Source organism: Pedobacter miscanthi (genome assembly GCF_003315595.1).
GTDB lineage: Bacteria > Bacteroidota > Bacteroidia > Sphingobacteriales > Sphingobacteriaceae > Pedobacter > Pedobacter miscanthi.
This window is the reverse complement of sequence record NZ_QNQU01000020.1, coordinates 26,017-42,684: the sequence shown is the minus strand read 5'-3', so window position 1 is coordinate 42,684 and position 16,668 is coordinate 26,017. Positions and strand designations below refer to the sequence as shown.

Below are 16,668 nucleotides of genomic sequence, written 5' to 3'. Positions count from 1 at the left end.
CGATCAAGAAAAGATATGAAAAAGCTAATGATGATATGCGCAGCCTGCCTGGTCTTATTTAATGCGTGTAAACGTGATGAGTACTATATTGATGGTGGCAAGGCAAATCCCGATTATCCGGGCAATATGTACCAGTACCTGCAGGCAAAAAAGGTCCCTTTTGATAGTGTGGCCAAAATTATAAAGCTGGCTGGAATGGAAGAACAGTTTAGTAAAGAGGATTTTACCTTTTTTGCTTTTGATGATGAAGTAATCAAAAAAACCATCGGGGATATACATTCTTACGATCAGGGCCGTCAGCCCAGGGTTCTTTCTTTAAATCAAATGCTTTACAGCTCAGGAAAAGATACCATTAAAACACTCGATCAGGTTAACCCTGCAATATGGAAAAAGTATATTCAACGCTATATGTTTAAAGGTATAAACAGGTTAAAGGATTATCCGCAGATTGATATGGATCTGAGAAGTATTTACCCTGGTTCACTTCATTACGATTACAACAACGAAGTATCCAATATAGGGGTTGTTTTTTACGATGCCAACGGTGTAAAATATATTGGCTATAGGCAACTGGTAATGACTTACATTCCGGATATTTCAAAACCAAACGACAGCTGGAACCCAAGTTATGTAGCATCGTCTGATGTTAAACCAACCAATGGCGTTGTGCATACCCTGCGCTTTCAGGATAGTTACCTGGGGTTTAACATTTCTGAGATTTTTAGTGATGTATACAGTACCGGATTATTGCCAAGTCAGGGCGCAAATTAACACGGGGAATTAATTGAAAAAAACTGAATGATGAAAAGAATCATATACACGTTAAGCATATTTTTCCTGCTTGCCCTGGTAATTCAGGGTTGTAAGAAAGAAGAAGAGTTGGGTGAAGACCCTTATGGGGTAGGAAAATCACCACTTGGGATAACAATAAGTCAAACTTTGCCGCCTGTGCCTTCTGAGGGTATTGTAGGTACTACAGTGGTAGTAAAAGCAACAGGATTACTACCTTATAAAGATCAGTTGAGCTTTATGTTTAATGGCGAAAAAGCGCAGGTTATAAGTGTTACCGAAAGCGAAATTACAGTGAAGGTGCCAGAGGCTGGTAGTACAGGTATTACATCAATTTCTATTGGCGATCAGCTGATTCTCGGGCCTTCTTTTACCGTTTCGGGTATCATCAAAAACGATATCACCTGGAAAGCAATTGCTGGTACAAACGATTATGTAAACCAGTTTTATCAGCTGGCTGACGGAAGGGCTCTGGTAATTGGAAGTTTTAATAACTACGATAATAAGGGATTGATTGTACCTGTTAACAGGATTGCCAGAACATCCCTAGATGGTGATTATGACCGTACCTTCAGAACGGGCCGGGGAGCCAATGGTTCACTTTCAACTGCGATTGAAATTGGTGGCAGACTGATCATAGCCGGAGGTTTTAGCGGTTACAACCAGCGTACCGAAAATATCAGTAACATTACCAGTTTATATCCTAATGGTGCCATTGATACAGTTATCATAAAAACCAAAAAGAAACCCACTGTTACCGATACGGTTACCCAGAAATGGTTCCCTAAATTTAATGGCGGAGCTAACGATTATATCCACCGAATTTACCCTCATCAGGGAAAAATTTTGGCTACGGGTAATTTTAGGTATTATGTAAAACGTACATACGATAAAGATAATTACGATTTTACCCGAGATACTGTTATTTTGGATAGTACCGAGATCCGCCAGATTTTGAGGTTCAACCTGGATGGCTCACTGGATAAAACATTTCGTTTTAATACCACAACAAATAAAGGTAACGTAAGTGCCAATGGACCTATTGATACCTATATGCATACCGATGCCCCTAATAATGAGAAACTAATGGTTTTTGGTAACTTTATTACGTTTGATGGTCAACCTGCAGTTCGTATACTAAGGCTGGCCGTTAATGGAACTATTGATCCAAGTTTTAACCCTGGAAGCGGCGCCAATGATGGCATCAACTCCTTAACCTATAATGCCACTACCAGAAAATACCTGATTACTGGAGTATTTACCAGGTACAATGGCAAACCTGCAAATGGCATAGCCCTGATTAATGAAGATGGAAGTTTAGACGAATCATTTAGTGCAAAATCATTCGAAGGTGGTTACCCTACCTTTGCAAGGCAAATTTCGAACGGCTTGATTATAGTAAGCGGTTATTATCGAAAATATAATAATGTAACCAGAAATGGCTTTATGGTGCTTAACCCGGCCGGTTTACTCGAACCCGGTTACAATGCTACAGGTCCTTTTTCAGGAGATTTAACAGATATAGTGGAAACAAAATCTGCTGATGGTAAAAAAGCCCTCTTGCTGATCGGTAGGTTTTATCGTTTTGATAACCTGCCGGTAAACAATATTATTAGAGTAACCATTGAATAAGAAGCCTAACCAAAGATAAATTAAGATGAGTACGATGAAAAAATATAAGTTATTGATCGGTCTGATGGCCGCAATAATTACAACGGCCATATTTTCTTGCAATAAGGATTTCGATAGAAAACTAACCGATAAAGATGGTACCGATACTACAAAAGTGAGGTATGGAAGTCGCAAAGTTTTGTACCTCATTGTTGATGGTGCAAGGGGCCAATCGGTAGCTGCTGCAAACATTCCAAATATTAATGCTTTACTGCCGCATTCTATTTACAGCTGGGTAGCTTTAAATCAACCCGAAGCTACACAGAATGCCAGTAACTGGGGCAGTATGCTTACCGGTGTAAAAAAAGAAAAACATCTGGTAAACGACGATAATTTAACCAATAATAACCTGCAAAACTATCCTGTTATTTTTAAGCGGATAAAAGAAAACAGGCCAAATACCAAAATTGCGTCTTACACATCATCAGCAGTGTTTAAGTCATTAACCACTACTGCAGATATCAACGATCTGGTAGCTGGCGATGATCAGGTTAAAGCAGCCGTAATTAATCAGCTCAACACCGATACCGCATCTGTAATTGTTGGTCATTTTACCGATGTAGATAAAGCGGGTATTGCTTCAGGTTACGATAATTCGTTTAGTGCCTACAAAGCTGCCATCGAAAAATTTGATACCAGCGTGGGCGATATTTTAGCAGCCATGAAAAAGAGGGCCAATTTTATCAACGAAGATTGGTTGGTCGTAATTGCATCGAGCGATGGTGGTGCATATACCCTCCCGCCAAATGCCGATGATCAAACCATTTTTAGTAAACCTGCCAACAATGCCTTCATCATTTATTACAGTCCAACATATACCAAAAGAATCCTGGTAAAGCCCTTTACCGGAAACAGGTATCTCGGCAAAACCATAAAAATGCAGGGTACACAGGTAAGGGCTGAAATTGCAGGAGTAGATGCCGATGCTTACAATATAGACGATACAACCAAAATGACTATAGAGCTAAAGGTAAAAAAAAATACGGAGCAGATATTTTATCCAAGTATTTTGGGCAAACGTAACGAATGGTCGAGTGGCCACCCGAGCGTAGGATGGGTGATTTATTTAGAAGACCGTTACTGGTATTTTGAATGGAGAGGTACAAAAGATGGCGACTACCGTCAATGCAGGGGAGCCGATTTGGTAAAGGGAAGATGGGAAAACCTTTCGGTAAAATTAGAAAAACGTGGTGAGCAGCGATTCATCCGAACTTACACGAATGGCATTTTTAACAACGAACTCGAAATTACAGGTTCAGGTTCATTGGCCAATTCAAATGCACTTAAACTGGGCTTCTTAAACGGACAGGGACATGGAGAACCCGATTACTATGTTTCAGATATCAGGTTCTTTAAGCTTCCGGTGCCCGATGGCGTAATTAGTAATTATGCCTGCGAAACCTCTATCGATCAAAATCACCCTTCCTATAATTTCCTGGTAGGTTATTGGCCTGGTACCGATGGTAATGGCGATAAAATGGTCGATCTGTCCTCACAGGCACACGATTTTAACCTTCAGGGCCCTTATGTATGGGAAAATTTTAACGACTTAATTTGTCCGCCACCTACAGAGTTATTGGCCATGATGGTTCCACAAACCACCGATATACCCAGCCAGATGCTCAATTGGTTAAAAGTAGCTAACAAACAAACCTGGTCGCTAGATGGCAGGGTTTGGTTGGATCAATAAACAACAGTTTCTGATAATTTAAGATATCGAAAATGAAAAGAATTATATATTCAGTATTGATAGGTTTAACCCTTGCAATGGGTGCCTATTCTTGTAAAGAATCGCAGGTTGAAGATCTGAAACTGCCCGATCCCAACGGTAAAAGTATAACAGGAGAGGGAATTGTTGTTGGCAATGTTACACTCGATAACCAGTTTGTGAGGGTGCCTTTCAAAATTTCCCTTTCCGGAATGGCCGAGCAGGCATTTCAGGTAGGTTTAACCCTCAATAACGACACCGTAACACAATTAATAACCAATGGCGGTTTAACCAATGCGGTTTTAATGCCATCTGCAGCAGTAGAATATCCAACAGTAATCAATGTTGCCTATGGTACCGATAATGCAGAAGGCGTAGCTATTGTAAGAAGGGCTACCTTAGAACGTTATCTTGGCAAAAAAGTAGTATTTGCACTAAAACTTACCACACCTGCCAAAGGTAATAAAATTGCCAATGGTAAATCAAATATCCTGGTGGTGATCAATACCGACGATCTGCTTAAACCTGCTGATGTTCATTATCTGAGTTTGCAGGGTGGTGGTACTTATAACGTAGCTTATCAGGGTAATTATATTGTGGGCCCGGCGGGCATTACCATTCCTCTTATCGTGAGTTTGGATAATACACCTACAACGGCATTTAATGTAAAAATCAAAGATAATATCGATACCATTGCCACTTTAGTTGCAAACGGTGGATTGCCCGCTAATGCCATTCATCTGGCGGCCAAAGATTTCAGTCTCGATACCCTGGTAAGGTTTAATACTGGTGCAAGCAGTGCCACGGTACGTTTGTCTATTCCATGGCCCGTATTTGATGCCAATATCAGTGCAAATAAAAAATTCGCTTTTGCTTTAAGTCTTAGTGATAACACCAATCACGTAATCCATCCTACAAAAGGAAAAGTAATCGTAGTTATTGATCCTAATGTAAACCTGGATAACAATTCGCCAATTATCGGTAACGGAACCGGTTTAATTGCCAGGTATTATACCAATACTCAACTCGCACCCGATGATGGCCGTGCACCTTTTGTTACCCGGGTTGATGGAACCATAGAATTTTCGGGCGATGGCTGGCCTGATGGTGTTAAAAATGCCGCAGGCGAATCGTTAAGCAGGGATAATTTTGCTACAAAATGGACAGGCGAATTCTTGGCGCCAGTAAGGGGCGATTATATCTTCTACCAAACCCGCTGGGATGATGGATCAAGGTTATATATTAATGGAAAGGCCATTATCGACGATTATACCACTTCCTGGGATAGGCCCGAACGGAATGCAACCATACATTTAGAACGTGGTATCAGATATAAAATTGAAGCACATCACCGCGAAAATGTGGGTGGGCAGCAGGCCTTCCTCGAATATGAAGTGCCATCAGCTGGGATTACCGGCCGACGTGCAGTACCAAGAACACAATTATTCCCAACTCCTTAAACATCAATAGAGATGAAAAGTAATATGAAAAGATTATTGAGCATCTGCTCACTTTTACTGCTTATCGTTGTGTTAACGGTAAAATGTAAAAAAGATAAAACCGAAGAGGTGATTCCCGAAGTTGAAGAACCAAAACCATTGGTTGCATTTGATTATGCCATTCCGAATCCTGTAAAATACCAGGAGGTTCAGTTTACAGCCAGCTTACAAAATTATAAAAGCTTGCTGTGGCAATTTGGTGATGACAGTACTTCGGTTGAGGTTTCGCCAAAACATGTATATAGATTCCCTGGTACGTACCGTGTGGTGCTTACCATCAGGAACGGGCAGGGTTATTCGGCAACAAAAGAGATCAACTTAAAAGTTGTTGATCCCAATTTCGATCCTACTAAATATGGCGAAAACTATATGGTTACAGTAGGAGGTACATTTTCTGTAAATCTGGAGGCCGGGCCAGGGCCAGATTCTGATGAGGGCTCTAAAAAACTGGTCGATCAGAATGTAAATACGAAATTTTTGCAGGCTGGTTTCGATGGAACGCAGAAATGTACTTTCGAATTAAAAACGCCGCAGGTAGTTGGAGCATACACCTTAACTTCGGGCAATGATGCGGCAGACCGGGATCCAAGGTACTGGATTTTGCAGGGATCAATAGATGGTATTCAATATACCGATCTGCATACAGTTACCTCTTGCCCATGGGAAAACACAAACGAAGGGCCGAGCAGAAAGCAAACCAAGCTTTTCCACTTTGATAATTATATCGCTTATAAATTTTACCGTTTGTATATTAAATCTAACAGGGGAAGCCGGGTGTTCCAGCTTGCCGAGTGGACCATCAATAAGAAACAACCTTAATCATATTCGCTCCACACAATTTGAAGAATACATGAGGCCTGAAAACTTCATGTATTTTTTTTGGAAAGAAGTCAGGTTTGTACCCCAATTGTATACAAGTAAATTTAAAAACTTGACTTCTTTGGAGTTAAGTTTAGATTTTTTAAACTACTTGCCGTCACCCTGAATTTAGTTCAGGGTCTATTATACGGGAAAGATGCTGATCCCGAAGATTCGGAACAGCGTGACGATCGCGTTAGGAAAAGGAGTCTAAAATCGGTTAAATGTATAAATATTAATCGAACTCAGGTTACAACGTAAATTTAAAACTTGACTTCTTTATAGTTTCTTATTAAATGTCAAACAGACAATTAATTTTAGCTTTTTTGACAAAAACTAAATTATATTTTATACTTTAGTAAAACGTTTAACCGGCGTTTAAAATCTAACCAGGATATATTCAAATTTCAATACACACACAAATTATGAACAAAACCAACATTTTTAAATTCTTAGGCATACTCGGCTGCATGTTTGCAGGCAGTTTGCTCAAAGCGCAGGATCGAAAGGCTCCCGCATATCCCTTAATTACACACAATACCTATTTTAGTATCTGGTCTACTACCGATAAATTAACCGAATCTTCTACCCAGCACTGGACCGGCGCAGACCATTCTCTTCTGGGGATGATCAGTGTTGATGGAGGTATTTATCGCTTTTTAGGTAAAGAAACCACAAATTATAAAACCATTGTACCTGCGTCTGACGAAAAAGCTTACGAAGTAAAGTACACCGAAAACGAACCACAGGGCGATTGGAAAGCCGAAAATTATAACGCCTCTAACTGGCAAACAGGTGCTGCACCAATTGGTGATGACGCTAAAAACGTAAAAACATTATGGAAATCGCACGATATCTGGGTAAGAAGAACCATTAATGTGGCTAACCCAGCTTCAATAAACGAACTGTTTCTAAAAATAAACCATGATGATAATATAGAAGTTTACCTGAACGGGAAAAAGGTTTACACGAAAGAAGGCTGGACAAACAGTTTCCAGTACATTGCCCTGAGCAATAGCGATAAAAGTGCTTTAAAAGCAGGTTCAAATGTTATCGCTATCCACCTGATTAATACTGCCGGTGGCCGTTTCCTTGATTTTGGTTTGGTAGACAAGTTAAAAGACAATGCCGAAAAAGTACAGATAGCGAAACAAAAAAGTGTTGATATCAATGCTACGCAAACCATTTATAATTTTACCTGTGGCAAGGTAGACCTGAAATTAACTTTTACCTCGCCCTTGTTAATGAACGATTTAGGTTTGTTTGCACGTCCTGTTTCTTATGTTTCTTATCAGGTTAAAGCCAACGATGGTAAAACACATCAGGTTAAGGTTTATTTAAGTGCTTCATCTAATATTGCAGTTTACCGTCCTACGCAGGAAGTTACTGCCACCAAATATGCAACAGCTAAATTATCAGTGTTAAAAACGGGCACTGTAGAGCAACCCATCCTGCAAAAAGCCAGCGATGATATGCGTATAGATTGGGGCTATTTTTATGTAGCTGCTCCAAAAACCAGCAATGCCATCCAGTTTGTAACTTCCGAAAAAGATGCTGCGGATGCTTTTAGAAAAGGTAATTCAGCTTCAACCGCTAAACAGGGCAAAATGTTGGCACTTAATACCATTATTCCTTTTGGCGCAGTGGGTAAAACTGCGGTTGAAAAATATGTAGAACTGGCTTACGATGAAATTTATTCTGTTCAATATTTTAATAAAAATTTAAGGCCATGGTGGAATACTTCGGGTAAAGAAACCATCGAAAATCAATTAACCGCTGCGGCTAACGAATACAAAACCGTAATCCAGAAATGTGAAGCTTTTAACAAAACCTTATATGCCGATGCCCTAAAATCGGGTGGTAAAGAATATGCCGCTCTTTGTGTTTTAGGCTACCGTCAGAGCATTGCAGCGCATACCTTGGTTAAAAGCCAGCAGGGCGAAATTTTATGGTTATCAAAAGAAAACAACAGTGGCGGTTTCATCAATACTGTTGATGTTACTTATCCATCAGCTCCGTTATACCTCATTTATAACCCGCAATTATTGCAGGGTATGCTCAACGGTATTTTCTATTTCAGCGAAAGCGGAAAATATCCACATCCTTGGGCGGCACACGATTTAGGTACCTACCCATTGGCCAACGGACAAACCTATGGCGAACCAATGCCGGTTGAAGAATCGGGTAACATGATTATTTTAACCACTGCAATTGCCAAAGCACAGGGAAATGCTGAGTATGCCAAATTGCACTGGAAAACCCTAACCATCTGGGTTGATTACCTAACCAAAGAAGGTTTAGATCCGAAAACGCAGTTATGTACCGATGATTTTGCCGGTCACCTGGCGCGTAATGCAAATTTATCGGTAAAAGCAATTGTAGGCATCGCTTGTTATGCCCAAATGGCCAAGACCCTGGGTTACGATGATGTATCTAAAAAATACAGGGATATTGCTGAAAGTATGGTGCCAAAATGGATCGAAATGGCCGATGCCGGTGATCATTATGCCTTAACTTTCGATAATAAAGATACCTGGAGCCAGAAATATAACCTGGTTTGGGATAAAGTTTTAAACTTAAACCTGTTCCCTCAGAAAATCTACGATACGGAAACCAAATATTACCTTACTAAACAAAACAGGTACGGTATTCCATTGGATAGCAGAAAAGCTTACACTAAAAACGACTGGATTTTATGGACAGCTACTTTTGCTCCAACCCGGAAAGAGTTTGAAGCATTGGTACATCCTGTTTATAAACACGCTATTGAAACCGAATCGAGAGTACCATTGAACGATTTTTATGATTCGAACACTGGTATCCGCGATAACTTTAAAGCACGTAGTGTTGTTGGCGGTTTTTATATGAAAATGCTCGCTGATAAATTAAACAGCAAATAAGAACTTACCCCTTTAAATTAACAATCAAAGGTCCTGTATTTATGCAGGGCCTTTTTTATGTCGTGGTATGTGTCCTGATTACATAATTCCAGCTTATATGTTCCTTATATGTCTTACATGGTTAAAAAAAATACAGGAGCTTTATTCCCCTCTTTTAGAGTGCCTGCTCCGATCCTTTTCGGAGGGTGCCCGCAAGACGGGGTGTTTTTTATCAATTACCGTCATTTCGACCGCAGCGAAGAAATCTGTCTCGAGGTAGATCTCTCCATTCCACTGCGTTACAGTCGAGATGACGGTTTTTATTCAGAATCTGTCAATGGTAGCGAAGCTAAATCTACCTCGAGATAGATCTCTCCATTTCGCTGCACTTCAGTCGAAATGACGACATTATTTATAGCCATGGTATGTGGCCATCGTGCATGTCCCCACGCACCAGCAATTTTAAAACTCAAACTCCAGTTGGTTGTTTTCCGTTTTTTCAATTTCAACATCATCATAAAACCGTGATAAGGTGATCCCCAAAAGCCTTACTTTGTTCAACCCAATGCCGGCTTCTTCCAGTAATTTCATTGCTTCTGCATAAATTACTTCCGCTTTATTAATTGGTGTAGCAAAAGATCTGCTGCGGGTAATAATTTTAAAATCAGCAAATTTTATTTTTAAAGTAACCGTTTTTCCGAGTAGCTGGTGTTTTTCTAACCGGTTGGCCACAATCTCACTAATCTGTTTTAACAGGTCGTGCATTACCGAATCTTCGTTAGTGTCTTCAGCCAAAGTATCTTCTGCACCCACCGATTTGGCTTCGCGGTTGGCCCTTACCGGCCGGTCGTCAATTCCGCGAACAATCTTATAATAAAATATTCCCGATTTACCGAACTGGGCAACAAGCTGTGCCTCTGTTAGCTTTTTCAGATCAGCTCCGGTGTTAATCTGCATGGCCTTCATTTTGGCTGCTGTAACTTTGCCCACGCCAAAAAACTTCTCTACCGGGAGTTTTTCCATAAAGGCCTTAATCTTCGACGGGCCAATAAATGTTAAACCATCGGGTTTATTCATGTCAGAAGCTACCTTAGCTACAAACTTATTGGTCGATACCCCTGCCGAAGCGGTTAAATTTAATTCGTTCTTAATCGCATCCTTAATCGATTGTGCAATATCAATGGCCGAGCCAATGCCCAATTTATCTTCCGTAACATCAAGGTAAGCCTCATCGAGCGATAAAGGTTCGATAATATCAGTGTAACGGCTAAAAATCTCCCTGATGGCCCTTGAAGCAGCAGTATAAGCATCAAAGCGGGGATATACAAAAATAGCTGTCGGACAAAGCTGATAGGCTTTACTTGATGGCATTGCCGAACGGATGCCATACTGCCTTGCTTCGTAACTGGCAGTAGATACTACCCCGCGACTATCGGGCTTTCCTCCAACTACAAGCGGTTTTCCGCGGTATTCAGGAAAATCGCGTTGCTCTACCGACGCATAAAAAGCATCCATATCGATGTGGATGATCTTTCTTAAAGCTATGGTGGTTTCTTCAGACATTGGAAATAGCTAAATTTCGCTATTTTTTTTAGCATTATTGAAATAGATTATTTTTCTTTACAAAATATGGAAAGAGTAATCCGCTTTTATAAGAATGCCAAACACGAATGGTACGCCGATATACCCGAATGGGGCGGAGCTATTGAAGATTTACAAATGGTAGAAGGGGCAGATGATTTACTGAACTGGATTGCTGCAGATAGAAATGAGTGCAAATTGCTGATGGCAAATGAACGGATTGAAAATGCTGAAATTTTGAGCCTGGTTTATATCCGCGAAGAAAACCTGGGTGGAGGTGGAGATTACCTGTTAGAAAACTTTAGGGGCGAATTTAAAGACCATAAACTCTGGCTTTGTAACGTAACCGAATTCGTTTTTAAACAGCTGCCTGAAAGGATTTATTTTAGGGAGATTGAGCAGTAGAATTTTTGACTAATAATGGGTCGTCATCTCGACTGAAGCGAAGCGAAATGGAGTGATCTATCTCGAGGTAGATTTCTCGGCTACGTTGCGCTACGCTCGAAATGACGGTGTGGTGTGGAACTCAACTACCAATAAGTGATCGTTCTCGAGAGCTTTACACCCTAAACCTCACGCCTTTAATTCAACAAAAATTCTACCTTTTCCAGCAGCGAATCCATTTCGAATGGTTTTTCCATAAAATCGTTAGCTCCTGCATCCAGCGCCGATTGCCTGATATCGCGGCTTGCAGAAATCATTAAAATGGGGATTTCCTTAAATTCCGGGTCGTTTTTTAACTGTTTACAGATATCCCTGCCATCGTAGCCGCTCATCCAGATATCGAGCAAAATCAAATCTGGCCTGTTTTTAACCGCTTCAATAACTGCTCCTCCATCATAAGTGTAGTCAACATCGTAGCCCATCACCTCCAAAATCATCGTTACAGCGTCAACAATGCCCTCGTCATCATCTGCAATGAGTATTTTTTTATTTCCCATTTTGTAAATTTATTTCCATTCAGTTCAGTTTGCTTATGTGGATGAGAAAATGATCAACAGCGCATAATGATTAATGCCGTAAAGATGCTTTTTGTTTTAAAAAAAACGAATAATTATTAAAAGAATTTTCCATCAAATATTGATATATGTCAATATTTTAAACTGAGCTGTTTAGTCTCATTGTGTTGAAATGGTATAATTTATCCAGCATTGCGCAAATTCGTACATTTATACTTTATATTTACAGCGTTAATTCAGATCGAATTAGGTTTAATAGCCAAAAATGGATAGTATCAATATAAAGAAGTTAGCAGAAGCTTTAAATCTATCTACTTCAACAATTTCGCGTGCCTTTAGGGATAATAGTGATATTAATGGTGCTACCAAGGCACGCATACTGGCCAAAGCGAAAGAATTAAACTACCAGCCCAACCATTACGCCAGTAATTTAAGAGAGCAGAAAAGTAAAACCATAGCGGTTATTGTGCCTGAGCTGGCCAATAATTATTTTTCGCAGGCCATCCACGGTATTGAGCGCGTAGCCAGAGAGAACGGTTATCACATCCTCATTTACGTAACCGACGATGACTATCAAAAAGAAGTAACCTTTATCCGTCACCTGCACAATGGCAGGGCCGATGGCATTGTAATGTCGGTTTCGGGCGAAGCCAACGATCATAATTACCTCAATAAATTCGGTTCGAAAAGATTGCCACTGGTATTTTTCGACAGGATTTACGAAGACATTAAAACCCCCCGGGTAATTACAAACGATTACAACAGCAGTTTTCTGGCCACAGAACATTTAATAGAACAAGGCTGTAAACGAATTGCCTATTTAGTGGTAAACAAAAGCCTTTCTATCGGTAAAACCCGTATGCAGGGCTATATTGATGCATTGGCAAAACATAACCTGCCTTTTGAAGAAAACCTGATTGTTGATTGCAGCAACAGCTACGAAGAAAACAGCATCATTATTAAAGATGCACTAACACACTTAAAACCCGATGGCATTTTTACTTCGGTAGAGCGTTTGGCTTTTGCCACCTATTATGCCTGTTACGACCTCAATATCAATATTCCTAAAGATTTAAAAGTAATCAGTTTCTCCAGTTTGGAAATTGCCCCTTTATTAAATCCTTCACTCACCACCATTACCCAGCCCGCAACCGAAATAGGAGAGCAGGCAGCCAAATTATTGTTCACGATACTGGATGATAAAGCGGATAAAAACCAGCCAAATGAAGTGGTTTTAACGTCGGCAATTATCAAGCGGAATTCGACCCTGAAAAGCTAGAAAAACAGCTCAAAAACCGGCTGCATTTTCAGACAGAATTTTTCAAAAAATTTCATCACTTAGTGTAAAATACGCAGAATTTTGACTGATTTTCGGGAACGTTCCCGAAATGTGACGGAATTTTGATCTATTTTTTTCGGGAACGTTCCCGAAAAATACCCCAAAAAAGGCTTAGTGTAATAATTACACTTTAAATTGAAATTTAACATTTGTATATTATTGATAATGAAATAATTATAAAATTAACAATTATTTAATGTGATTTTTTAGATTCGTCTAAAACGCAGTATTCTGGCTAATTTTTAACAGCAAATTTTCTCCTGAAATATATTTTTTAAATAAATTTTGAAATATCATTAACAGCTGTAAATTAGGCCTATGTGTAAATCACTATAATATTTAACCAAATTTTTATACTTAAACGAGCTTCAAATATGAGAGTATTTTACCTGTTAAAACAGGGGCTTTTGGTGCTGTTGGTTTTTTCAGCATTAATGGTAAAAGCACAAACCGGATCGGTATCTGGTAAGGTGCTTGACGAAACCGGTTTGCCATTACCCGGTGCTTCTGTTATTGTAAAAGGTACAACCAGAAGTACATCAACAGATGGCAACGGTAATTTTAAACTCGCAGGTTTAGCTGACGGTTCGGTTACCTTATCTGCAAGTTTTATCGGCTACCAAACCCTTGATAAATCAGTTAGTGTTTCAGCAAACGCAACTGTAAATTTTCAGCTGGTGCCTGATGCACAAAAGCTGAACGAGGTAGTTGTAATTGGTTATGGTACGGCAGAAAAGAAAAACCTTACCGGATCTATTACCACTGTTAATTCAAAAGATTTTCAGAAAGGAACCATTACTACCCCGGAGCAGTTAATACAGGGTAAAGTTGCCGGTGTTAATATCGTTTCGGGTGGTGGCGCTCCGGGTGGTGGTAGTACTATCCGTATCCGTGGTGGTGCTTCGCTTAATGCCAGTAACGATCCGTTAATTGTGGTAGATGGTGTGCCATTTAGTGGTAACAGCATTGGTAATGCGCCAAGTCCGCTTTCACTAATCAACCCTAACGATATCGAAACTTTTACCGTTTTAAAAGATGCGAATGCCACCGCCATTTATGGATCACGTGCATCAAATGGAGTAATTTTAATTACTACCAAAAAAGGTGCATCTGGCGAGCCGGTAATCAATTTCAGTACCAATAATTCAATTGCTACGGTTGCTAAAAAAGTAGATGTACTTTCGGGCGATCAGGTGCGTGCTTTTGTTAATGCAAATGGTACTTCAGCCCAAAAGGCTTTATTGGGTACTGCAAGTACCGATTGGCAGGATGAAATTTACCAAACGGCATTTTCTACAGATAATAACTTAAGCATCTCCGGTTCGTTTAAAGGGGTGCCTTACCGTGTTTCTGGTGGTTATTTAGATCAGGATGGTGTGGTAATTACCAGTAAACTGAAAAGGGCTACAGGGGCTTTATCACTTTCGCCAAAATTATTTTCTGACCACCTAAAATTAGAATTGAACGTAAAAGGTTCATTAAGCGAATCGCAATATCCTAATGATGGAGCTATTGGTGCAGCCATTCAGTTCGATCCAACCCAACCGGTATATGCCAATAATAATTATGGTGGTTATTCCGAATGGTTAAACTCAAATGGCCTACCAAATCCTAATGCGCCACGTAACCCGGTTGCCTTAATCAGGCAGCAGGATAACCGCGGTAATGCAGCAAGAAGTTTCGGTAATTTAAAACTGGATTATTCTTTCCATTTTCTGCCCGAGTTACACGCTGTGGTAAATGTTGGTTACGATTATTCGAAAGGATACGGACGTACCATTGTGCCTACGTATGCAGCCCAGAGTGCTTCAACAAGCGGATCGTACTCGAACAGGTTAAATACAGAAATGAACAAATTCTCTGAAGCTTATTTAAGTTATGCCAAAACGGTGGAGAGTATCAAAAGTAAATTTGATGTAACAGCTGGTTATGGTTATTACGATGATGCGGTTACCAGCTACAACTTTGCTACCTACAAAGGTACTGGCGAATTGTTAACTACTCCGGTTTTTCCTTTCTCGGTAGACCAGAATAAGTTACTTTCTTATTATGGCCGTTTTAACTATACTTTAAACGAAAAGTATATCTTATCGGGTACCATGCGTGCTGATGCTTCTTCTAAATTCGCAGAGAATAACCGCTGGGGTTATTTCCCTTCAGTTGGTTTTACCTGGAGAATTATCGGAGAGAATTTCTTAAAGAACAGCGAAACCCTATCTGATCTGAAATTGCGTTTAAGTTATGGCGAAACCGGTAATAAAGATGGTATCGGTAACTACGATTACTTATCAAAATACTATGCCAACAGCAATAACGGTCAATACCAGATCGGTAATAATTTTTACAACTATTACAGTCCTGCAGGTTACGATCCCGACCTGAAATGGGAAACTACCACCACTTATAATGCTGGTTTGGATTACGGTTTCTTAAAAGGAAAATTATACGGTAGTATTGATGTTTACTACAAAAAAACCAAAGATTTATTAAGCACGGTAACTATCCCGGTAGGTACAAACTTTACCAATGTATTAACCACTAACGTTGGTAATATGGATGTAAGGGGTGCAGAGGTAAGCTTAAATTATGTGGCCATTAAAACCGCTAACACAAGCTGGGAACTGGGTGTAAACGCAGCTTACAACAAAAGAAAGGTGACCAACCTAACGTTAAATCCTAACTCTGGTTTTAAAATCGATGCAGGCGACATTACCGGTGGTACTGGTATCCACTTAAAGTATAATGCTGTTAACGAACTGCCTGGCTCATTCTATGTATATAAACAGGTTTACAATGCCGATGGAAAACCATTAGAGGGTGTTTATCAGGATTTAAACGGCGATGGAGCAGTGAATGCCGCAGATCAGTATTTCTACAAATCACCTGATCCGGTGGTTATTTTAGGCTTCAATACCTCATTCACCTATAAAAAATGGACTGCAAGTACGGTTTTAAGGGCAAATATCGGTAACTACATTTACGATAACATTTCTTCAAACTTTGGTATCAGAAACAATGTATTAAGTACGCAGGGTATTTTAAATAACTCTACCACTGATTTATATGTAACCAATTTCTCGGGCGGTTCAGGTAACCAATATTTAAGCGATTATTTTATCAAAAATGCATCGTTCGTAAAAATGGATAACCTTGGCCTGTCTTACAATGTGGGCAAATTATCTAAAACGGGTAATACATCAATGCGTATATCGGCAAACTGCCAGAACGTATTTGTTATTTCTAAATACAAAGGCATAGACCCTGAACTGGTTTCGGGTATCGATTATAATCTTTACCCTCGCCCCAGAACGTATACTTTGGGTTTAAATGTTGGTTTTTAATACATAACAGGAAGAATTAACGGTTATTAAACTTCAGGTTTTAT

General features: G+C 39.8%; 11 protein-coding genes. 9 read left to right on the top strand and 2 right to left on the bottom strand.

Features of this window, described 5'->3' with window-relative positions; translation table 11 throughout:
• Positions 1-15 precede the first annotated feature (15 nt).
• The 6 genes from DRW42_RS20520 (at position 16) to DRW42_RS20495 (ending at position 9,425) form a co-directional block, all read left to right on the top strand.
• On the top strand, positions 16-771 hold the full coding sequence (locus DRW42_RS20520; RefSeq protein ID WP_113950707.1) for a hypothetical protein: 756 nt from the start codon (positions 16-18) through the stop codon (positions 769-771).
• A 30-nt stretch (positions 772-801) separates the two neighbouring features.
• Positions 802-2,421 (top strand): DUF5008 domain-containing protein, encoded by a 1,620-nt coding sequence (locus DRW42_RS20515; protein ID WP_158544375.1) that lies wholly within the window; start codon positions 802-804, stop codon positions 2,419-2,421.
• Between the two features lie 34 nt (positions 2,422-2,455).
• Positions 2,456-4,150, top strand: coding sequence for a DUF4983 domain-containing protein (locus DRW42_RS20510; protein WP_158544374.1), 1,695 nt, complete (start codon positions 2,456-2,458; stop codon positions 4,148-4,150).
• Between the two features lie 32 nt (positions 4,151-4,182).
• A complete protein-coding gene (locus tag DRW42_RS20505; RefSeq protein WP_113950704.1) occupies positions 4,183-5,628 on the top strand; it encodes a PA14 domain-containing protein in 1,446 nt (481 codons plus the stop codon).
• A gap of 12 nt (positions 5,629-5,640) precedes the next feature.
• Positions 5,641-6,486, top strand: a complete 846-nt coding sequence (locus DRW42_RS20500) for a PKD domain-containing protein (protein WP_113950703.1) — start codon at positions 5,641-5,643, stop codon at positions 6,484-6,486.
• A 464-nt stretch (positions 6,487-6,950) separates the two neighbouring features.
• Positions 6,951-9,425, top strand: coding sequence for a glutaminase family protein (locus DRW42_RS20495; protein WP_113950702.1), 2,475 nt, complete (start codon positions 6,951-6,953; stop codon positions 9,423-9,425).
• Positions 9,426-9,866: 441 nt separating this feature from the next.
• Here the strand turns inward: DRW42_RS20495 and dinB are convergent, their stop codons facing one another.
• Positions 9,867-10,967 carry a DNA polymerase IV gene (gene dinB, locus DRW42_RS20490; RefSeq protein ID WP_113950701.1) on the bottom strand — a complete coding sequence of 367 codons (1,101 nt, stop codon included), beginning with the start codon at positions 10,965-10,967 and terminating at the stop codon, positions 9,867-9,869.
• A gap of 66 nt (positions 10,968-11,033) precedes the next feature.
• Between dinB and DRW42_RS20485 the strand changes: the two genes are divergently transcribed.
• The gene (locus tag DRW42_RS20485) at positions 11,034-11,390 is read left to right on the top strand and encodes a DUF6717 family protein (RefSeq protein ID WP_113950700.1); all 357 of its coding nucleotides are present in this window, start codon (positions 11,034-11,036) and stop codon (positions 11,388-11,390) included.
• Positions 11,391-11,566: 176 nt separating this feature from the next.
• On the opposite strand, the gene DRW42_RS20480 is transcribed toward DRW42_RS20485, so the two are convergent.
• Complete coding sequence (locus DRW42_RS20480; protein ID WP_113950699.1) at positions 11,567-11,926, bottom strand: response regulator; 360 nt, start codon at positions 11,924-11,926, stop codon at positions 11,567-11,569.
• Between the two features lie 283 nt (positions 11,927-12,209).
• Here DRW42_RS20480 and DRW42_RS20475 point away from each other — a divergent pair, with 283 nt between their 5' ends.
• Together DRW42_RS20475 and DRW42_RS20470 are read left to right on the top strand one after the other, a co-directional pair.
• Entirely contained in the window at positions 12,210-13,223 is a 1,014-nt protein-coding gene (locus tag DRW42_RS20475; RefSeq protein WP_113950698.1) for a LacI family DNA-binding transcriptional regulator, read from the top strand.
• A 434-nt stretch (positions 13,224-13,657) separates the two neighbouring features.
• A complete protein-coding gene (locus DRW42_RS20470) occupies positions 13,658-16,624 on the top strand; it encodes a SusC/RagA family TonB-linked outer membrane protein (RefSeq protein WP_113950697.1) in 2,967 nt (988 codons plus the stop codon).
• Positions 16,625-16,668 lie beyond the last annotated feature (44 nt).

Coding starts and splice junctions, on each gene's coding strand:
- DRW42_RS20520 (WP_113950707.1), top strand. CDS start 16: ATGAAAAAGCTAATGATGATATGCGCAGCCTGCCTGGTCTTATTTAAT.
- DRW42_RS20515 (WP_158544375.1), top strand. CDS start 802: ATGAAAAGAATCATATACACGTTAAGCATATTTTTCCTGCTTGCCCTG.
- DRW42_RS20510 (WP_158544374.1), top strand. CDS start 2,456: ATGAAAAAATATAAGTTATTGATCGGTCTGATGGCCGCAATAATTACA.
- DRW42_RS20505 (WP_113950704.1), top strand. CDS start 4,183: ATGAAAAGAATTATATATTCAGTATTGATAGGTTTAACCCTTGCAATG.
- DRW42_RS20500 (WP_113950703.1), top strand. CDS start 5,641: ATGAAAAGTAATATGAAAAGATTATTGAGCATCTGCTCACTTTTACTG.
- DRW42_RS20495 (WP_113950702.1), top strand. CDS start 6,951: ATGAACAAAACCAACATTTTTAAATTCTTAGGCATACTCGGCTGCATG.
- dinB (WP_113950701.1), bottom strand. CDS start 10,967: ATGTCTGAAGAAACCACCATAGCTTTAAGAAAGATCATCCACATCGAT.
- DRW42_RS20485 (WP_113950700.1), top strand. CDS start 11,034: ATGGAAAGAGTAATCCGCTTTTATAAGAATGCCAAACACGAATGGTAC.
- DRW42_RS20480 (WP_113950699.1), bottom strand. CDS start 11,926: ATGGGAAATAAAAAAATACTCATTGCAGATGATGACGAGGGCATTGTT.
- DRW42_RS20475 (WP_113950698.1), top strand. CDS start 12,210: ATGGATAGTATCAATATAAAGAAGTTAGCAGAAGCTTTAAATCTATCT.
- DRW42_RS20470 (WP_113950697.1), top strand. CDS start 13,658: ATGAGAGTATTTTACCTGTTAAAACAGGGGCTTTTGGTGCTGTTGGTT.